The sequence below is a fragment of the Pantoea sp. X-Soil-ISGK-421 genome, assembly GCF_059730785.1.
In genome coordinates this window covers 167,220-188,356 of record NZ_AP035980.1, presented here as the reverse complement: position 1 = coordinate 188,356, position 21,137 = coordinate 167,220, and the positions used below count along the sequence as shown (strand labels likewise).

Below are 21,137 nucleotides of genomic sequence, written 5' to 3'. Positions count from 1 at the left end.
CCTGATAGCTGCCTGAAGGGATAAATATCGGCTCATTTAGGCTAATAAATTGAAAATAAGCGAAGCGTTAATTAAGACTTAACGAGCAGATTAATTAAACGTAGCAACGGTTCGCTGCGGCGCAAGTATTGAAACCCAGAATTGCGACTGAGATAAAATGTAACACCACCTACCGCTTCGCTTATTATTTCTGGCAGGAAAGCTTCCCTCTTCGCGTTAAAAAAATAATAATAAAGATTCATGGTAATTTCATGAAGACATCAATGAAAATCGACTGATAGTTAGGCAATCAAGATTGTTGAATTAAGTCTTAAGATTAACCCTGGCTTGAATCTGGTAAAAACATCACTACATTTATTTTGCATCACATTGGCACTAACAAAGAGGAGAACCAATGACGGACGCTAAGAAGCTACCCGATGAGGAAGAAAAAAAACCGCAACGTCGTGGGGGCGCAGGTAACTTCGCAGAGAATAAGGAACGCGCGGCTGAAGCTGGGCGCAAAGGTGGTCAGGCAAGTAGCGGCAACTTCAAAAACGATCCTGAACGCGCCATTGAAGCAGGCCGTAAAGGAGGGAAGATCAGCCGGCGCAAATAACATTAGCATCACAAGAATACACAATTAACGTCGTTTAACTTCTGCCCCACACTCTCCTGACCCTGCATTTACGCTTCGCTTAAATACAGACAAAATGCTGTCAGGGGAGTAATTTTTGTTAATAATACGATGCAATCGATTATTTCTTGATCAATCTCCACTTATTTACCGCTTCGCTTAACCTGGCTTTACCCTTCGCTTATTCCCAGGAAAATTACATTTGCAGGCTAATAATAAATTGCGTGTTTATTAAGATATTTCCGGCTCCGCTTACAGGATGTTACACACTTAGCCAGTGTATTCTGAATGATCGTAGGTACTAATTAGCCAGACATTAACGAAAAGTGAAAATGAGCCAAAACAAGCACAGTTGATTTTGTTGAGCGCCTTACATGCTGTTTACAGACCCACAATCTGATTTAGATAAGCGGGGTTACGCCCGCTTACTTGAAGATGGTGAAGCCAAAGTAGAGGAGTTCATGTCTGGGTGAATCTCTGTTACCAGATTGAAACTGCTGTATGAAATTGCGGCAAAAGATGATTTTGTCGATTACGTGCGCAATCTTCCAGGAAATTTCACATTTAATTCGATCGATTATCCTTCCGATATTTTTCGCCCTATTCTTCACCCACATTCACCTGTAAAAAATGGACATTTAATGAAAACTCAACTTGCTTTGATTGGCGCTTTACTTTCAACCGCAGCCATTTCAGCCGTGGCGGCACAACCTGCGGCAACTAAAAATCCGCTTAGCGTTCATGTATTGAATTTGCAGACCGGCTCGCCAACTGCAGGCATTGAAGTCGAACTCGATCAAAAACAAAATAATAACTGGGTGAAATTAGCGAGTGGTAAAACCGACAGCAATGGCAGAATCAGTGCGCTGTTTCCAGCTGATCAAACGGCGACCGCAGGCAGCTATCGCGTGGTATTCAAAACCGGCGAATATTATAAAACCAACAATCAAAAAACCTTCTTCCCGGAAATTCCAGTGGAATTCAACATGGAAAGCAACGGCGAGCACTACCATATTCCTCTGCTGCTGAGCCCGTTTGGTTATTCGACCTATCGTGGTAACTAACTTCTTATTGGCCGCTATTGATGGCGGCCTATTATAAACCCAACGCGTTTTATTCTGCGGGCCATCTGGTGTGGCCCGCTTAATGCGCTATTTCATTGCCTGATCTTTTCTGCTATCGAGCGTTTGCTGATATTCATTAAGAAAAGGCTGTTCCGCAGGATCAATACGATCCATGCCGCTGGTAAAACGGTGCCAATAAGGATAATTAGGTGCCGGACGCGTTACCTGCTCAATACGCTGACGCTGCTCATCACTTAATTGCAGCTCGAAAGCGTTAAGATTCTCACGTAAGTGCGCTTCAGTTCTGTTTCCCACAATCAGTGACGTAATGCCCGGTCGGTCGGCTAACCATGCCAGACAAATTTGGGGGATGGAAGCATTCAGTTCAGCACCCACTTCTTCCAGAACTTCAATGACTTTATAAGCATGCTCCATATCGTGCACATACGGCTCTGGCCATCCGCTACCTTGACGCGTCGAGGCCGGCGCCTTCTTATTGCGTCCCACCGCGCCGGTTAACAGACCCTCACCCAGCGGCCCCCAAACCAGCGTGCCAATATCCTGATCTAATGCCATCGGCAATAACTCGTATTCAGCTTCGCGTGATTCCGGCGTGTAATAAATCTGCTGACTCACAGGTTTAAATAACTGCTGTGCTTCAGCTCGCCCCAGCGTTTTCATCATTTGCCAGGCGGTATAATTTGAGGTACCAAAGTAACGAATCTTGCCGCTTTTAACCAAATCCTCCAATGCACGCAATGTCTCATCCACCGACGTTACGCCGTCCCAATTGTGGATTTGGTACAAATCGATGTGATCGGTATTTAAGCGCTTTAAGCTTGCTTCACAGGCGTTAATTAAGTGGAACCGACTTGCTCCACTTGCGTTAGGGTCGTCGCCCAGCGGGCTTCTTGCTTTACTTGCCAGGATGATTTGGTCGCGTTTTTCTCGCAGCGCCTCACCTAAAACCTCTTCGGCCCCGCCCATTGAATACAGGTCGGCTGTGTCGATCATATTTACACCGTGATCCAGCGCGATATCAATAAATCGGCGGGCTTCTGCTGCATTAACATTGCCGGTTTTTTCAAAGCCAGCTTTACCCGCAAAGGGAACCGTACCCAACACGCATTGGAAACAAGCAGGCCGGAATGTCCGAGTTTTCTATATTGCATTTACTTTCCTCCTCTACAACTTAAAAAGGCGATCGTAATCGCAATTATTTCACACTATTAAATGATTTCGTTGAAAGCATAGAAGTCATCTACCTGATATGCAAACGGCGAAAGGACATTATTAGGAAACACGAAAATTAGCGGTAATTAATATACGCTTACATTCTTTTATTTTATTAAGCTGATTAAACCGAGCCATTGACCAAAATCGCGGTTATTTCAGCCAATATTTACTATTTGGTCTATCTTCTTCATACTCCTTATAAGATGGAAACTTTATGAAATCTTTACCTCTGATTATCTTTCCCGTTCTGTTATTGGCCGGTTGCGGTGCCTCAAATACGCCACCGCATACGCCCCTGCCTGGAAAGGAAACGTCTGCAAAAATGCGTACGCTAGAATCGGGAGCACAGGTGATGCAGTCGCGCCCGCCCGTGGAGGCCATCAGCGCATATCTTGACGGTTTTCATTTTTACAATGGCGACAAAAACGGACAGATGGAAGCGCATCACTATGTCACGGTGCTTAATGATGATGTTATGCAAGCCGTTATTTATGATGGAAATACTAAAGATGCGCGGCTAATGGGCGTTGAATACATCATCAGTGAGCGTCTGTTCAAAACGCTGCCACCCGATGAAAAAAAACTCTGGCACAGTCATCAGTATGAGGTGAAATCCGGCAGTTTAATTGCACCCGGTCTGCCAGCAGTTGCAGAGAAGGCGTTGATGAGTAACATCGTTAACACCTACGGTAAAACCTGGCACACCTGGCACACTGATCGAGATAAAACGTTGCCGCTGGGCAGTCCGGCGCTGATGATGGGCTTTACCGGTGAAGGGCAACTTGATCCGGCACTGCTTGCAGACCGGGATCGTCGTTTTGGTGTCAACACCCGAGACATCAAAGCACAACGGCAAGACATTGTGGCTCGCCCTGTAGCCGCGGGTGCAGATGCCTGGCAGCAAGGTAATGTCGTACAACTTAAACTGATAACAGGGTCAGGCGATCATGGCCACAATGACACGGACCATTTTGGCACCTCTGAGCAAACCGAACGAAAAATCAAACCGGACAAACCTGCTAGATAATGCTTGTTTCGTCTAATGACGCTCGTTCATTGAATGTCTTACGCCAATTGGTCGGCGTGGTATTGAGTCGCTGGCGGAAGTGATGACGCAGCGCTTCCGGCGATCCAAATCCAGCCTGTTCGGCAACCTGATCCACACTCAGTTTGCCGCTCTCCAGCAGAGCACAGGCTTTTTCCAGCCGCACGTTTAGCATCCACTCTCCCGGCGTGGTTCCCGTGGCGTCATGAAAGCGTCGCAAAAAGGTGCGGCGGCTCATGCCGGCTTGCCTGGCGAGCTGATCAATCACCAACGGCGTGTTGAGGTGATTGCGTAAATCATCGAGCAGCGGTGAAAGATTTTTTGCCGCGCGTATCGGCACCGGTTGCTGGATCAGCTGCGCCTGATTTCCTTCACGCAGCGGCGGCGTGACCATGCGGCGCGCGGTGCGGTTTGCCACTTCGATGCCATAATCGCGGCGAATCAGATGCAGGCACAAATCCACACCCGCCGCGCCACCCGCGGAGGTAATGATGCTGCCTTCATCAACATAAATCATGCCGTGCTCAACCTGCACTTGCGGGAAGCGTTGCGCCAGAATCTCGGTGCTGTTCCAGTGCGCGGTAGCACGCTTCCCATCCAGCAATCCGGCGGCGCCGAGTACGAAACTGCCTGCGCAGATCGAAACAATACGCGTGCCGTTGCGGTGGGCTTTTTGTAACGCCGCAATCAGCTGATCCGATGCCGGTTCATGCACGCTGCGCCAGCCGGGAATCAGGATGGTGCCCGCCTCTTCCAGCAGCTCAAGTCCGCCGTCAACCACCAGCCGCACGCCGCCTTGCGCGCCGAAAACGCCCTCTTCTACCGACGCCACGCTCAAATCATACAAAGGCTGACCGAACACCTCGTCGGCGCGTCCGAAGGCCTCAACGGCGATGCCGAATTCAAAGGTACACAGACATTCATAGGCCAACAGAACCAGTCGGCGGTTGAACGGTGCAGGCGAACGGGCATGAAGCGGAGCAATCATTTGCATTACAGGTCACCGGAGAAATTGGCACGATCTTGACGATATATGGCATGCGGGCAGATTTCCACTGCCACGCCAATCTTTCATGCTGGCACGCTCTTAACGTATCGCAGGGATTGAGTATGAAGAACATGTTGGCGCTGTTGGCGGTTTGTCTGGCCGCGTTGATGTCGGGATTGGAGATATCGAGCGTGCCGGTGATTTTGCCGGTGCTGGAAAAAGAGATGCACGCCAGTTTCCGCGAGCTGCAGTGGATCATGAATGCCTACACGCTCGCCTGCACCGCCTTGTTAATGGCAACCGGCACGCTGGCAGACACCTATGGACGCAAGCGCGTTTTTATCATCAGCATTATCGCCTTCGGCGTGACATCGGTGATGTGCGGATTGGCGGGAAATGCGCAGTGGCTGATCGTCGGGCGTTTGCTGCAAGGACTCAGCGGTGGCGCGATGCTAACTTGCCTGATTGCCATTTTGTCGTTCCAGTTTCCCCAGGGAAAAGCGCGCAGTCGTGCCTTCGCTGCGTGGGGCATTACTTTTGGCTTTGGACTGGGATTCGGCCCGATCATCGGCGGCGTGCTGGTCGCCTGGTTTAGCTGGCAATGGGTGTTTTTGGTGCATGGATTTATCGCGTTGCTGACGCTGATCCTCGCTTTAAAAAATGTGGTGGAATCGCGCGATGCTGAAGCCAAAAAGCTCGATCTCAGCGGCCTGATCACCTTATCGTTCAGCGTGGTCGGCACAACCTACCTCATCACGCAGGGCGGCAGTCTGGGTTGGCGCAGCCTTACGGCACAGCTGATTTTACTGGTTACGTTGCTGAGCGCGCTGCTGTTTGTATGGATTGAGAAACGCCATCCACACCCGATGTTTGATTTCTCGGTGTTCCGCATCCGTGCCTTTTCCGGTGCGCTGATGGGATCGATTGGCATGAACTTCAGTTTCTGGCCACTGATGATTTATCTCCCGGTGTATTATCAGAGCGGACTAGGCTACAGCAGCATGGCAACCGGTTTGGCGCTGCTGGCTTACACCTTGCCGACCTTACTCATGCCGCCGCTTGGCGAAAAATGGGTGGCGCGCTTTGGCGCGGCGCGCATGATTCCGCTGGGATTATTCACCATCGGCGCCGGCTTTATGCTGATGAAGTTCGCCGCCGCGCAGCAGATGAGTTTACTGCCGGGCGCGCTGCTCGCTGGCATCGCGCTCGGGCTGACCAACACGCCTGTCACCAACACCACAACCGGATCGGTGCCAGGTAATCGCGTGGGTATGGCTTCTGGGATCGATATCAGCGCGCGCCTGATTACGCTTGCTATTAATATCGCGCTGATGGGCAGCTTGCTGGTGGCAGGCATCGCAGCGAGTCTGCAACGCCTCCTGCCGGGACAAAGTGATGTGCATACGCTGGCCGAGCGCATCGCCGGCGGCGGCGAGGTTTCACTGCCCCCCAACATTGCCACGCAGGTGCTGGCAGACGGTTTTTCCAGCGTGCTGTTGTATGGCGCGGCAGGTGTGTGGGGATTGGCGCTGGCCAGTTATCTGCTGTTTAACGTCCGGCGCAAGGCGCAGGAACAATGTACGCCTTAGTTACGGATGCACCCATTTGCTGTTGGTGAGCGCTCCGTCTGAGCTGTAATTGAGCAACGCTCTTTGATTGTTTTCCCGCGCCAGCAAACACCAATCCAGTTGGGTAATGCGGATCTGCAAGACGCCGAAATTATCCTCCGCATTGCCGGCATCGTTGGCTGGGGAATCAAGGTCACTTCCCGGCGCAGCACCAGCATAGGTTTGCTGCGTCCGGGACGTTAATCGTTGCCACGCCGCTTTAGCCACTTCGCTGTGCGCGGCGTGCAGCTTGACGGTTCCCTGCAGCCGCAGCTGGGTTTTAGTGCAGTAACCTAAAACCGTCACGTCAGGATTAACCGCCAGCGCCTGCCACTTAGGGCTGCGCATATCGGTATGAAACTCCAGCGTGCGATGTACGTGGTCAACCGCGCGCAGCACCAATGTCCTTGCCTGCGGCTTGCCCTGTAGATCAACGGAAGCGAGCGTTAAGAAGTGAAATCCTGCATCAGGCTCGCGTGCGCTGGTTTCCAGTTGTTGCCAGCAAGCGTTATCAATCTCGCGCAATGACATCTGTTGCTCCTGTTGGCTGAATTAACGGTTACTGGTGACGTTCCATCAGCGACAGAATCAGCGCCTGAACTTCCGCTAATCCTTGCTGCTGGCTGATATCGCCGCACACCACCGCATTGGAAATCGCATCGGCAGCGCCTAACATTCCCCACATGCTGGCTTGCGGCAGCGATGCTTCAGCAAACCAGCCTCGGAATTTTTCAATGAAATCGAGCTGGTATTTTCGCTTCACTTGAGCCAGTTCCGGCGAGCTATCAAGCGCCGACAGCACATCCGGAATTTCACGTCCCTGCGTCAACACGCAATCGACGTAACTCGACGCCACCACCTTAGCCCGCTCGGCAAGACTGGCACCGGCGGCATTCATTGCCGCCTCGATAATCGCGTTCTGGCGCAGATCGAAATCCTCATACAGCGCCGCGAGCAGACCGTGGCGCGTGCCAAAATGATCGTAGACCACCGGTTTACTGACGCCAGCCTCTTCCGCCACGCGTCCTAACGTCAGCGCATCGCTGCCTTGCGCGCGCACCAGATTCCACGCCACGCCAATCAGCTGCTGACGACGTGCCTGATGTGTCATGCGCTGGCGAGTGGGTTGATTCATGCCGGTTCCTTAATGTGAAAAAGTCGCTGTCCAAGCTGATCTGCCAGCGCAAAGTGTGCGTCGGGATAGTTTTCATCGGTTGGCAGCAGCAATTCGCTGGTCACTACCGGCGCGCCGCAATAGCCAAAAATCCCCTCATCGATCTGCGTGCGCATGCTGCTGAAATAGCCGCGACGCACATACGTACGCTGGCTGGCGGCGCCCAACGCCAGCAGATGGACGTTTAAGTGGCCTAACTTTTTAACCACGGTTTGGCCGTCATCCTCATAGGCCCAGCCTTGGGTGAAAACGCGATCGATCCAGCCTTTCAGTTGCGCCGGGAACGACCACCAGTAAATCGGGTAGACCAGCACCAGCGCATCCGCACGATCCAGCCGCTGCTGCTCGGCTACGACATCGGCGGGCGAAGGTGCAGCACTTTTGAACTGGTCAAAATCGGCCTGGTTGAAGCGCGGATCAAACTGCTCCGCCGCCAGATCGGCGATTTCATAACTGTGGCCACCCGCAGCAATACCTTGTGCCACCTGCGTGACCATGTGGTGCGTGTGTGAATTTTGGTCCGGATGAGCAGTAACGATCAGAGCATGCATGGCAACAACCTCCGCAATGAGTAAGCTACTAGTAGTAACTTACCATTAGTAGGTTGTCAAACTCACAGCGTTTTAGCAAAGCAGATCGATTCGTTTCGGTCGATGTATGGTCCGTAGTTCTCGATCTGGGTGTAGCCGGAACGGTGATAAAAGGCCACGGCACGGCGATTAATTACGCGGGTTGAAAGCCGGATTTCGCGATATTTCATGTTTTTGGCCCGCGTTTCCAGATACTCCAACAGCGTGGCGCCAACGCCCGGCACGCTACGATCAGAGTACATGCGCTTCACTTCAGCGGTATGCTTTGCAAGCGGTCTCAACGCCCCACAACCCACGGCGTTGCCTGCTTCATCTCTGGCCAGCAGCCACAACGAACGGTCGGTGTTTAGCTCCTGGGCGCTGAAATGACTTTTGCCGTTATCGCCGGTGATCACCGCGAGTTCGGCCGATAGTTTCTCTACCAATAACTGGGATTCAGATGAGAGGGGATCGGCTTGCTGGATTTTGATGTTCATGAAGAATAGGCGTTCCTGATTTAAGGGCTGGGACATTGAACGACACGTCAATTAATGAATATCATAATTATGTTAAATATTGTGTCAGGAGTCACACCCGTCACCGCGCGATGCTTTCATCTACTCTGACGGCACCCAATTTTTTGGGTACCGTTCAACTGTGGGTAGGATTATTGTTACTTAATGGGGTAATTGTAATGCGAAGGTATTTTATAATCTTCAGGTATACCAGGCCAATCAGAAGATTTTAATAAAGCATCAGCATCTTCTTTAAATGCATCAAAAAAACCTGATAAATTCATTGAGTATACCCGGATATAAACCAGCGCCGCTTGTATTGTAACCTTATCATCATTCAACCAGGCCTTTTCTAGAAGCTCCTTTGCATGCCCAAGAAATTCAAGTCCACGATGAAATGAGGCGCATTGTTGAGCTTTATAATCAATCAAAAGTTCATCTTTATCTATTGGTTTTTTTGGCAAAACCTTCGACAACTGAAGATAAATTTCTTTTAATTCATCAAAATCAATTTATTTAATCATTTAGGCAATTTCTGTCCTTCAGCATCAGCTGTACGTCATCCGCTCATCACCTGCCTTTTTTCACTATCCTTTTGCAGGTAACGGCTCGTGGAGTGGCGCACACTACTCAAGGAGCTCTTTGCTGGTGAGGGCTAAGGATTACATGTCATTACGTCCAGATTTCTTCACCTTCAGAAGTAATCCAAACGATGCCGGCTGGCGCTTTGACAAAAAACCACATACCAAACTCATCTAAATCATCATCTTCATCTTCTGATGGATATGGAGGCCAGGAAGATTCCAATTCTCTTAATTGCTGCTCAATTTCCCCTTCTAAAAATAAACCATCTTTAGCTAATTTTATTTTTCCTTCATTCAATAATTTTTCTAAAAGAATAAAAAATATTTTTTTCCTCAAATTATAGTTTTCAGGTTTATTTGCGCACTCAACGCTTATGTGTTGCCACATTGTCCCCATCGACAGCCCATACGAAGTAACACTAACATCATCACATACTTTATCAATGGAATCTGTCATTTAAACTTAACCTCAACTCTTCTGCCATTGTTAATAGATGGAGTTAAAATATCTATAGTCCATTTGGCACCTGTTTGTTGCGACGAATTTGAAAAGTCTCTTAATGTCATAGTGCTGCCAGCATTAGGACCTTCAGTTATTTTAATGGAGTAGACAGTTCCTTTGCCAGCGATGATTTTTCCATCAGGCATATTTCCTGACTCAGTAATCTGCTTAAAGTATGTCATTACATCTGCATCAGACGCACCTTTGAATACTGGAGCACCGATACTTGTTTCAGGATCTGCAGACATTGTTTTTCCATTAACTGTTATTTTAAAGTCTTTGGGCTGCACAGACAGGTTATTGAACTGAAGTGCTAAGTCATTTATCTTATTTTTGGCTTGCTGTTGCAAGATACTGCCTTGCGGCTTACCGCTCAGGTCGACAGCGTTCTTACTATTCTGCCCGATCTTGTCCAAAGCAGTTTTTTCAGCTTCAACCAGCGATGCCGTATCTTTAGCTGCAACTGAAGATTCCTTCGCACCTTTCAATCCATAGGCTGCGCCGCCTATCGCCGCAACAGTATGAACGCCTGCCATTGCAGTATAGAGGCCGTCCGCTATTTCTTTACTGATGCCCCAGTTTTTAGCGATTCGATTAACATCTGCCTCGCGCTCTGCTTTCGCATCAGCGCTGGCGTATTGCCAGATCAGAGTATCTACCTGAACTTTACCATCTTTGTAGACGGTACCCATGTTACCAATATACTGGCCGTCGAGTTTCTCGTCATAGCTGCGACCCATCACGGCCAGTTCCTGCCGCATCCCATGACAGGCTGACGAAGTCAGATTCTTACACGCCGAATCCAGTGCAGCATCAAATGCCTTATCCTTCGCGTTGAGGTCAATAATTAACTTTTCTGCTTGCTGCTTTTTCTCTCCCTCCAGATAAGGTAGCGACCATTTTGCATCTTGTCGTACTTTATCGTCCGCCGCATACAGTGCGTTATTTTCTGCAGAATTTTTTCCTAACTGAGCAGCATTAACCGCTTGTGAAGTATTACCGCCGATTGTGGCACCAACAAGTCCTGATGCGAGTGTGCTCAGCGCACTGATGGTCTGCTTCTCTGTTTCGGTTAGGCTGTCGACCGTTTTTCCCGGGTATAACTGACCCATCACAATTTGTGCCATCAGTTCACCGCTGACGGCACCTGCAGCTCCGGCCATTGCGTCATGCCCGGAGGCATAAGAGGCAATGGCTCCGACTACGGCATGCGCCATTGCCTGCGCTTCAGGATTGCCGCTGGTATATTTGTGAATCTGTTCTGCCAGATAGGGAGCGGATGCGCCACTGATAGCCTGACCAATGTTATTGCCTGCCAGCCCTTGCATTGCAGCCGTTACGGCCTGAATGCCCTGCTGCACAGCACTGCCCGTTCCCAGTTTTGTTGCATTAAACGCGGCATCATAATTGTTCTGCCAGGCCTGCTTAGCGATGTCATCGTTACCTGCTGTCTTTCCTAGATTGGCTTTTTCCCAGTCGGACTTCGCCTTAGCAAGATCCGACGCGCTCAGGGAAGACATTTTCTCATTGGCCTCCCGCGTAGCGATGATTTGGCCCTGTGTACGCGCTATATCACCCACCTGCACGCCAATTTCGCCAATCATCTGCGCGGTTTGCAGGCGCTTTTGCTCTTTCTCTTTATTAAGGATTGGACTGATGCTGTCGTTGGCATGCTCAGTATCACGACTCAGGTCACTCATACTCTGCTGCTGGTTAGCCTGATCGCGAACTACAATCGTACCTTCAGCCACAGCAGATTGCGTAGTGCCTTCGGCATCCCCCTTACCGCCAGCGCCGGCAAGCAGTGTATTTGCCATATTACCGGCAAACTGCCCTCCCATACTCCCGCCTGAACTGATGCCTGCACCCTGGTGCTCAGTCTTATAATTCGCTTTATTCTGTATGTCGGAAAAGCCCAGCGTTCCCGTATCGAGAAGGTTTTTAGCAGCATCTGCCTGACTGGCAATTACCGCGCCATTCAGTTGCGTGTGGTTCCCCACAGTAATATTAAAACCGCCTGTACCTGCATAGATACCGCTCTGCTCCAGCACGCTGTCATAATTGCTGTGCATATTATCCTGGCTGGCGTTGATGTAACCTGACCCCGTCATAGATCCGAAGGTAAAGCTTCCTCCTGCGCCAAAGCTGGCTTGTTTCGAATCATACTTATCGCTGTCCTGTAGGCTTGTTATCGTCAGATCGCGACCAATATTTGCGTTGACACTATTACCATTCACCTGCGCACCACTGAGCAGGGTATCCCGGCCGCTAATAATTGATACGTCTCCTCCGCTGTCCAGCGTAGTTTCACTCCAGAAAGTACCGCTACCCTTTTCACTGCCTTTTGCACCATTCACACTGGCAAAAATACTGATCCCGGCACTTCCTGAACCTACACCAATACTTACACCGACCCCTCCGCCGCTACTGCTGTTTTTACCGGTGGTCTGTTGCGTATTTTCGGCAGCAATAAGTTGGATATCGTTAGCGGCCTGTAACGTCGTATCACCTGCGGCCTTCAATTGCCCTCCTGCAATCAGCAAATCACCACTGCCAGAATGGTTCCTTTCGCCTGTTGCATTTATGACCAGATTATTGCCGGCATTAATGGTCGTTCCGGTTATCGTATCGGTTTTTTGTTGTTGCTCAGATTTTGAATGCTGAGTTGAATACGACAGGCTTATGCCTATCCCGTTAGCAGGATTACCCTGTTCCTGTGAAAGCTGATTTGCCTGGCTGGCTTGCACTCCTGAAAGAACCGCTTTCGTGGCTTGTAGGGCGGCCAGACGGCCATCGCTTTCCTGCCTGGCTGACTGTGTTGCTGCAATAGCACTGTTCGCAGCTTCGGCTACCGCGCCTGACAGTGCCAGCGTCAGCCCGCTAGAGCGCTGTTCAGAACGTTCATCAATCTGGCGAATATCATGACCTGGCAGAATTGAAACACTGTCTCCCTGCAGGGTAATATTGTTTCCGGCAACTACATCCGCGCCAGCTATTTGTAATTTATCGCCGGCTCTGATTAAGACGTCGCCACCGATACTGCCTATCGTGCTGATACTCTGGCTCTGAGTAGCCCCTTTCTCCCGCATCTCATTCATTGAGTGGCTGCTGCCCAAAGTAATACCCAGCCCACCAGAACCTGAGATACCAATCTTCTTCGACTCAGAGTAACGCCATGCGGTATCGGTATTGGTCGCCGCCAGGATACTGACGCTGTCACCTGCATCAAGAGTTAATTTGTCGTCCGCTACTATTTGAGAGCCTTTAACCAGCAAATCTTTATCTGCAGAAACCGAGACATTTAGACCACTGAGTAAAGTCCCTTTTTCATTGGTGGCGCTGTCCTCCTGAATCGTTTTCGTTTTAATCCGGCTCAGATGATCGTAACGTGTTTTTGTTTGCTCCTTGTAGAAATAATCAGATTCCCCTGCAGTTGTCAGGTTGACGTCAGCTCCAGCATTAAGGGCAATATCGCGTTTAGCGCTTACATCACCAGCAACAATGTTGATATCTCGTTTTGCGTTTAAGCTGATGTTCTCTCCTGCTGAAAGCGTCGTACCGCTTTGGCGTACCGTATCACTGATAACAGTCTGTCTTCTGTAATGGCTTTCAGTGCCTTCACTTTGCGAATTTGCATTAAGATCTATATCGCGGCCTGCGCTGAGAGTTATATTTTTTCCGGCAGCCAGAATAGCTGCCTGGCTTGTGATGTCATTACCTGCAAAAACATTCAGATTGTTACTGCTACTTAGCGTGTCCTGACGGGTACCCGTTGAATATGAATTTCGTGATGTGCGGCTTGTATGAGTTTCCTCCTGGCCGGAAAGCAGGTTGACATTACCACCTGCGATGAGCGTAGCATCTTGTTCTGCACTGAGAGTACTGGCTTCTATCGTGAGATCTTTCCCAGCCTGTAAATGGATTTCTCCTGAAACATCCACATTGCTACCTGAGCCAGATTTCAGGCTGAAATTTTGCCAGCTGTCTTTCAAGACAGCCATATTGTGGTTTGCCATAATATTCAAGTTTTTCGCGGCATTGAGTGACGCGTTCTCATCAGCGCGAACTGAAGCTCCCTTGATATTGATGTTGTTTCCGGCGTTTATAAGTAGATCGCCACTCGAGTAAATATTTGCTCGTTCTTCCTGCTCAGTGAAGCGGGATAACACGAATTGAGAACTGTAATCAATATCTTTCATCAGAGTGATGTTATTGACATTTCCCTCAATGCTTTCGAGAGTAACTTTTTTCCCTGAAATGGATGAGCCGATATTATTTATATCGCCCAAAGCACTCAGATTCAATTCTCCGCCTGACTTAATTAATGAACTGTTTTGGTTACCGATTTTAGTTTTGCTACTAACATACAATTTATTGGTGGCTGATAATGTACTTGAATTATTTTCAATGTTTTGGCCCACGATGCTTACGGTATTACCGGCAATCACGCTTCCATTGTTTACTTCAGTGTCTGATGCCACAAGATAGAGTTTAGGTACCAGAACCGTTTCACCATTAACAGTAGCGGCTTCCCACCAGAGAATGCTTTTATGAAGTGAGCCTATCTGCTCCGCGCTGAGTGAAACGCCCGCTTTCAGACCGAGGGACTGCCCTGCCTCTGCGGCATTATCCATCAGATATGTCATTTGTTCGAGATCTGAACCCAGCCCGTCAATATATTGCTTACCGGTCTGACTCAGTACGGCATTACTGACATAGCGGGTATCGAAAGCAGCATCTCCCAGCAATCGGTAGTCAGACTCAGGTTTCATACCCAGTCTGTCCAGAAGATATGTTGACCCCAGAAAAGTTTGTTTGTCAGTATATATTGGAGACGTCTCTAATGGACTTTGTTGGGGCTGTTTACCGAGTAGTTGATTCAACTCACTGAAAATCCCCTTATCGAGTTCCCCTAGTCCGGCTAATTTAGGGTTTACAACAATGAGATAGGGGCTTTTAGGATCAGCAGAGACGTTGAAATATCCATTAGTGCTCTGAGGTATCGGATAGGCCTGAATATCAACTGACGTTCTGTTAGTTAAATTCTCTTTCTGAGCAATGGTGCTATAGGGGCTATCCTCTAACTTTTTAGTAACTTGTATTTCTTTAAATTTTTCACCGATTCCAGCCAGACTTTGTAACCCTGTTGCTTTTTGGCTCTGAGTATATAGAGAGTTACCGCCATTTACCGCTTGTAATGCGTCTGTAAGCTGATCAGTCCATGATGGACTACCGGGTACGACACTACCTGCGTCAATTAATGCAAGGCTTTCTAAACCTTTGCTAACGGATTGCGTCGATAATAAGTCAATGCGTGGGTTCTTGAGCAATGGCGTAATCGTGCCACGTACATCAGATGAATCACTGTTGTTAAGAATGTTTGTAAAATTTGTTTGAAGATTTCCATTGGACTGAATTACACCGCGTATAGTGCTTCCTTGTTCTGTACGATAGGAATCAGTCGCGAAGGAATATATTTTATCGTCAAACTTTACAGGCAGGCCGTTATAACTTGACGAGCTGCTATCATATTCAGGGCTTAAGAAAGTATAATCACTTGGTTTAATTTCTTCATATACAAGATAGTAATTTTTAATAGGTGTGTAACTTCGCCATACGTTTTGCGTTCCTGAGAGATAGGACTGGTTGTTAAGTTTGACACCATCCATGTGCATGTCTTTTCCAGCAAGGATGTAGCTACCTAGGTTGTCCACTCTTCCCAGTTGTCCATAAAAATTACGGCCTGCACTGATCCTTCCTGCCTGACCTGTTACCTGCGTGCTGAATATGATTCGAGAAATTAATACTTCTTTATTCTGGTCTAAATTTACAGGGAGGGGTGCGACCGAATAGTAGTCCATACCGGGCGCTTTCTGGTAAAAATATTTAAGCTCATCAGCTCCAAAAATATTCAAAGGAAGGGCATAAACTCCCTGCGCACCATGAATGCCAAAAATGTTGGTGCCGCTGAAAAATGCATAGTTTTCCTCAAAATCCTCCCTTTGTGTGGGGCCGACAGTCAGAGAGGCCCATTGATTAAGCAGATGCCCGGTTTTAATCGTGATATCACCCTTCTGCGACTCAATGGTTCCCGAAGTATTAATCACCTCGCCATTGGCATTCCCCGCCGCGTCGCGCTGCATCCACAAACTGTTACCCGCCAGCATATCGCCGCGCTGGTTTTTAATGCTGTTGGCGTAAAGATAGAGATTCTGCCCGGCATACAGCAGCGCCGTGTTCACAATGCTGCCCGGCGAGGAAACGGTGAGGCTGCCGAGCGTCCCGGTAAAGCCGTTAAGCGCCACATCGCTGCGGCTGGTGAGCGCCACATTGCCACCGCCCTGCAGCGTCCCCGCGCTGTTCATGTTGATGCGCTGCCCGCTCAGGCTGCTGTCGCCAGTTCCGGTGGTGAGCTGGCCGTTGTTCGTCAGATCGCCGCCTGCGCTCAGCGTCAGCGCCTGGCCCTGCATTGTTCCCTGGTTCTCAATCGCACCGTTGCTACTGATAGTCAGGCGATTCCCTGCGGCCAGCGTGTTACGTGCGGTAAAACTATTGATGAGTTTGAGCGTTGCGTCGCCCAGCGCCACCACCTGTCCAAGCTGATCAAATCCCGTGCTTTCCAGCAGCAGATTCCCGCCGGTGAACAGCTTGCCCGCGGCCTGCTGGGTCACACTTGTCGCTTTGACATTCAGCTGATTTGCGCCGAGCAGCGTGCCGCTGTTGGTGAGTTGCGCGTAGTTCACCGTCAGGTTCCCGCCCTGCGCGGTGCCCTGGTTCTGCAGGCTGGTGCCGGTGAGTGTCGCCTGTTGATCCGCCATCAGTGTGCCGCTGTTGCTGGCGCTGGCCGCATTCATGACCAGCTGCGAAGCCTGCAGCCAGCCGCTGTTGACCAGCTGTGGCGCGCTGAGCGTGAGATCCGCTGAAGAGAGTACTTTGCCGCTGTTGTTAACCAGGCCGCTGGTGGTAATACGGCTGGTGGCTCCCTGAATCACGCCGTAGTTATACAGTTCGGGCGTGGTCAGCGTCAGGCCGTTTTGACTCAGTAACGTCCCGCTGGCGCTATTGGTGAGGCGTCCGCCGGCGTTCAGCTGCAGGTTGTTGTCGCCCTGCAAGCGCCCGCTGTTGGTAATACCGCCGCTGGTGAGTAACAGATCCTTACCCTGCATCCGGCCCGCGTTGTCCACGGTTGCTGCATGCACATCCAGCGTGCCACCGCTCAGCAGTGCCGCGTTTTGCTGCTGCGTCAGTGCGCCTGACAACGTTGTGGTCAGCCCTTCTACGCCCGACATCTCGCCGCCGTTGTTAAGCGTCGCGCCCTGTAACGTCAGGTTGCGGGCAATCCACTGTCCCTGATTGGTGAAACTAAGCGCATTGAGCGCGGCATTGCCGTTCGCCGTGATTTTGCTGCCAGAGGCGGACGTCAGCGCATCGCTGAGGTTAAGCGTCAGATCGCCTGCGCTCTGGATTGCACCGTTGTTGGCAAGGCGGGTGGCGTTCAGCAGGATCTGCTGTCCCTGCCAGCTGCCGTTGTTGGTGATGGCGTCACCGGTAATGCTCAGCGTGCCCTGCGTCAGCAGCTGACCGCCAGCATTGTTGATTAATTCCCGTGTGGGCTGCGACTGTAGCGCCAGCATGCGGAAAACGCGGGCCTGCGCCGGACCGATAGTCAGTGATTGCAGGCCAATCAGACTGCCCTGATTGGTCACGCTGGCCGGGGTAATTGCGAGCGTTTCGCCCTGCACGCTGCCACTGTTATTCAGCGCACCGCCACTCAGCGTCATCGCCTTATCCGCCAGCAGCGAGCCGCTGTTGTTCAGGTTCTGCGCGCTGACCTGTGCCGCGCCCTGCGACAATATTTCACCGCTGTTGCGCAGCTCACCCGCAACGTCAGCTGACACACCTGTGGTGCCCAGCAGCGAGCCCTGATTCTGCCAGCGGCCTGCGTTGATTTGCGCGTTGTCACCCTGGATTGCGCCCGCCGTGTTGAGGTCGGCAGCGTTCAGCAGCAGGTCACCGCCGGTCAGCGTTTTGCCGCCAGTTGCCTGTGTTAAAGCGCCGCTCGACTGTGCATCCAGCGAGGATGTTCCCTGCCATAGGCCACTGTTGCTGAGGCTGCTGCCGCGTAACACCAGACGATCGGCCAGCACTTTACCGCTGTTTTGCAGGTTACCCGCAGTCAGGCTGGCGTTGCCGCCCGCAGTCAGGCTACCACGGTTATCCAGCAGCCCATCAGATTGACCTTTGAGTGAGTCAATACCGTAAACGGTGCCACTGTTGCTCAGCGAGCCAAACTGATAGTCAATACTTTGGCCCTGCCACACACCGGCGTTGTCAGCGGTTGCACCTTTGAGCGCAACAATACCGTTGCTCAGTAGCTGTCCCGCGCCCAGGTTACTGAACTGCCTGAAATCCGCGCTGAGTCCATTGTCACCCTGGAGCAGGCTTTGATTCTTCAGCACATCACCTGACGCATTCAACTGCTGTGCCGCAATCGAACCGCCATTGTTCAGCTCGCTGGCATGAATATGCGCCTGGCGCTGCGCAAGCAAAACACCCTGCCCGCCGTTGTTCAGTGTGCCGCTCAGTTCTGCATTCAGATTGGTTGCGGTGATGCGGTCGCTGTTGTTCAGGTCACGTCCGTTAATGCTGAAGTCATCAGCCACCTGAAGCAGGCCCGCATTGGTCAACTGTACCGGGGAAAGCGTCAGCGAACCGCCGCTGATAAGCTGACCGCGGGCGGCGTTAGTGATATTCGCGCTGTTCAGTGAAAGCGCGCTGTTACCCTGCAGCAGTCCGAAATTGGTCAGCTGCGGTGCGGTGATGCTGAGTTGGGTGGCCGCCAGCGTACCGCTGTTAGTGATGTCGTGGCTGACGAGGGCAAAATCGTTCTGGCTCAGCAGCGTGCCGCGGTTATCCAGTGCCCCGCTCAGGGTGCCAAGGAACTGCGTGGTCGCCTGGGCGCTGCCGGCGTTCTGCCAGCTTTGCAGCCGCATATCAAGCGTGTCGGCCTGAACGCTGCCCTGATTATCCAGGCTGTCAGCATGAGCAATTAGCGTGCCGGCACTCAGTAACTGGCCGCTGGTTTTATTACTGAGCTTATCGCCCATCACGGTAAGTGCATCACTGCCCTGAATCAGCCCGCTGTTAACTAAGTCTCCCTGAAGGGTGAGCGCCTGCGCCAGCAGCCAGCCGCTGTTATCAACGGAATCTGTTTTAAGCTGTAAGCTGTGCTGACCAAGGATTTTGCCGCTGTTATCCAGCGTTGCAGCGTTAATTACGCCATCACTCGCACTCAACGCGTTGCCGCTGTTATGCCAGTTGTCTGCCGTTAACGTCAGTTGCTGTCCCTGCAGTTGGCCACGGTTAGTGAGCGTGTCTGCTGAGACTGTCAGTTTGCCGTCACTCAGTAACGTACCACTGCTGGTTATCGCCTTGCCGCTAGCCTGCAGGGATTGTTTACCCTGCAACGTGCCGCTGTTGTTCAGCGTGCTGGCATCAACATGGGTTGTTGCTGCGGCGATTTGACCGTCATTGGTCAGCGTATCGTTTTGTAGATTGAGGGTGTTATCAGCGAGCAGCAGACCACCCTGCTGATTATTCAGCTGCGCATTTGAGGCAAACAGGCTGGCAGCGTTGATTTCGCCGCTGTTGGTGAGCGCGTCGCCACTCAGCGTCAGCCCTGCCTTGCTGGTGATGAGCCCGCTGTTACTCAACTGCGGCAGATTGAGTGCAAAGCTGTTGTCCGAACTCAGGGTGCCGCCCGCCAGATTATTCAGGCGGTTGCCGCTGTAGGTCAGCGCTTTGCTGCCCTGAATCAGCCCGCTGTTATCAGTTTGCAAACTGCTGAGTGAGAGCACGGGCGCTGACAATACGCCCTGATTCAGCATGCTGTCGCTGCTGAGGTTTAGATTCTCTGCGCCAGATATGGCCGCGCCCTTACCATTCTGCAGACTGCTTGTAGTGATGCCGGTGGTGTTAGCGGCCAGCATGCCGCGATTATCAAGTTGTTTTGCCGTGATGGTTAAGTTGTTTCCAGCAGTCAACTGGCCGCTGTTGCTGAGCCGATCCTGCGCCTGCAATCTGATATCGTTGCCGGCTTTCGCGACGGCATTGCTGTCCGTAACAACGGTTGCGCCACTGAGCTGAACATCACGTCCTACCGTGATGCTGGTGCCATTAGTGGTGAGATTTCCTTTCGCCGTGATGCTGACTCCGGCGTCGCTGACCAGCGTGCCTTTGTTGAGCGTTGCATCCTGCTTTGCACTGAGCGTGACCTGTCCGGAAGCTTTGTTTTCGCCACCGAGCGTCACTGCTTCAGCATTCGCCGTCAGCGCACCGCTGCTCAGGCTGTTATTCAGCGTCAGTTTGCCGCTGGCATCGAGCTGAATATCACCCTGTTTCGCCACCAGGTTACCGAGGTTAACGCCCACGCCCTTTTCGCTCGACACCAGATGAATACGATTGGCATACATGCCGCCAAGCGCGCCGGTATCGACCGCTACCGACGGTGCCGCGCCCTCACCGGCAATCGGCGTTACCGAACCATCCGCACCGACCCGATTAGCTCCCACCGTCACCGACAGATCTTTCGCGTGGATCCCGGCGTTGATCTCCGTTGCGCGCGCGACAATCGACACGGCATCGGCATTGCTGCCGTCCAGTCCCTGACCTTCGACAATCACCGAGCCTTTCGTTACCTCCAGCGCCGCCAGATTGCCATTTGCATCCAGCTGCGGTTTACCGGTGGTCAGCGTGACGTTTGGCGTATTGATAAAGCCGCAGCCGTTACAGGTAATGCCGTATGGGTTGGCCACCATCACGTTAGCGGCTTTGCCCGCCACTTCGGTGTAGCCCTGCAATTGTGAGCGGTTGGCACCAACGACTTCGTTGATGATTGCCTGTGCTTCGTGACCGGCTTTCAGATTGGGGTTGTTCTGGATCAGGCCGCCAAGCTGCGTCTGGGTAAGCTGGCCGGTGGCGTTATTGAGGATCAGCCCTTCCTTACCGACGTTATACTGCTGGTACTGGTTGTGCGAAATCCCGGCGCCGTTGGGCGTCGCGATATTCACTACCGGCACGCCGTTGCCGGCGGCATCCATTTTCGTACCTGGCGTGACGGGCGTGATTTGTGCCGCCATCGCCGGCAGCATCGGCTGCACCGCCAGCAGATAGCAGATGACATAGCTCAGCGCGCGACGGGCGAGGGAAACGGGTTGACGATCATCCATAATCTTTGC

Annotated in this window: 12 protein-coding genes and 1 pseudogene; 4 read left to right on the top strand and 9 right to left on the bottom strand. The window is 51.4% G+C overall.

What is annotated here, in order from left to right; all coding sequences use genetic code 11:
* Window positions 1-394 precede the first annotated feature (394 nt).
* Together AC6I8K_RS19585 and uraH are read left to right on the top strand one after the other, a co-directional pair.
* The gene (locus AC6I8K_RS19585) at window positions 395-598 is read left to right on the top strand and encodes a con-10 family general stress protein (protein ID WP_064740224.1); all 204 of its coding nucleotides are present in this window, start codon (window positions 395-397) and stop codon (window positions 596-598) included.
* 659 nt (window positions 599-1,257) lie between these two features.
* On the top strand, window positions 1,258-1,680 hold the full coding sequence (gene uraH / locus AC6I8K_RS19580; RefSeq protein WP_483818522.1) for a hydroxyisourate hydrolase: 423 nt from the start codon (window positions 1,258-1,260) through the stop codon (window positions 1,678-1,680).
* Window positions 1,681-1,767: 87 nt separating this feature from the next.
* Here the strand turns inward: uraH and AC6I8K_RS19575 are convergent.
* Window positions 1,768-2,852 (bottom strand): annotated as a pseudogene (locus AC6I8K_RS19575) (aldo/keto reductase).
* 278 nt (window positions 2,853-3,130) lie between these two features.
* Here AC6I8K_RS19575 and AC6I8K_RS19570 point away from each other — a divergent pair.
* Entirely contained in the window at window positions 3,131-3,943 is an 813-nt protein-coding gene (locus tag AC6I8K_RS19570) for an OBAP family protein (protein ID WP_064740226.1), read from the top strand.
* On the opposite strand, the gene AC6I8K_RS19565 is transcribed toward AC6I8K_RS19570, so the two are convergent.
* Window positions 3,936-4,955, bottom strand: a complete 1,020-nt coding sequence (locus tag AC6I8K_RS19565) for a helix-turn-helix domain-containing protein (RefSeq protein WP_497827353.1) — start codon at window positions 4,953-4,955, stop codon at window positions 3,936-3,938. The two genes, AC6I8K_RS19570 and AC6I8K_RS19565, sit on opposite strands and share 8 nt — an antisense overlap.
* A gap of 116 nt (window positions 4,956-5,071) precedes the next feature.
* On the opposite strand from AC6I8K_RS19565, the gene AC6I8K_RS19560 reads away from it, so the two are divergent.
* The gene (locus AC6I8K_RS19560) at window positions 5,072-6,538 is read left to right on the top strand and encodes an MFS transporter (protein ID WP_497827352.1); all 1,467 of its coding nucleotides are present in this window, start codon (window positions 5,072-5,074) and stop codon (window positions 6,536-6,538) included.
* On the opposite strand, the gene AC6I8K_RS19555 is transcribed toward AC6I8K_RS19560, so the two are convergent.
* The 7 genes from AC6I8K_RS19555 to AC6I8K_RS19525 all read right to left on the bottom strand — a co-directional run bounded on the left by AC6I8K_RS19555 (window position 6,539) and on the right by AC6I8K_RS19525 (window position 21,128).
* The gene (locus tag AC6I8K_RS19555; RefSeq protein ID WP_497827351.1) at window positions 6,539-7,087 is read right to left on the bottom strand and encodes a pyridoxamine 5'-phosphate oxidase family protein; all 549 of its coding nucleotides are present in this window, start codon (window positions 7,085-7,087) and stop codon (window positions 6,539-6,541) included.
* Between the two features lie 28 nt (window positions 7,088-7,115).
* Entirely contained in the window at window positions 7,116-7,691 is a 576-nt protein-coding gene (locus AC6I8K_RS19550) for a TetR/AcrR family transcriptional regulator (RefSeq protein WP_497827350.1), read from the bottom strand.
* The gene (locus AC6I8K_RS19545) at window positions 7,688-8,281 is read right to left on the bottom strand and encodes an NAD(P)H-dependent oxidoreductase (protein ID WP_497827349.1); all 594 of its coding nucleotides are present in this window, start codon (window positions 8,279-8,281) and stop codon (window positions 7,688-7,690) included. Before AC6I8K_RS19545 ends, AC6I8K_RS19550 begins: the two co-directional genes overlap by 4 nt.
* Before the next feature lie 62 nt (window positions 8,282-8,343).
* Complete coding sequence (locus AC6I8K_RS19540) at window positions 8,344-8,796, bottom strand: GNAT family N-acetyltransferase (protein WP_497827348.1); 453 nt, start codon at window positions 8,794-8,796, stop codon at window positions 8,344-8,346.
* A gap of 176 nt (window positions 8,797-8,972) precedes the next feature.
* Window positions 8,973-9,290, bottom strand: a complete 318-nt coding sequence (locus AC6I8K_RS19535) for a hypothetical protein (RefSeq protein WP_483818052.1) — start codon at window positions 9,288-9,290, stop codon at window positions 8,973-8,975.
* A gap of 196 nt (window positions 9,291-9,486) precedes the next feature.
* A complete protein-coding gene (locus AC6I8K_RS19530) occupies window positions 9,487-9,855 on the bottom strand; it encodes a DUF596 domain-containing protein (protein WP_497827347.1) in 369 nt (122 codons plus the stop codon).
* Window positions 9,852-21,128, bottom strand: a complete 11,277-nt coding sequence (locus tag AC6I8K_RS19525; RefSeq protein ID WP_497827346.1) for a hemagglutinin repeat-containing protein — start codon at window positions 21,126-21,128, stop codon at window positions 9,852-9,854. The genes AC6I8K_RS19530 and AC6I8K_RS19525 overlap by 4 nt, the downstream gene beginning before the upstream one ends.
* Window positions 21,129-21,137: the final 9 nt, after the last annotated feature.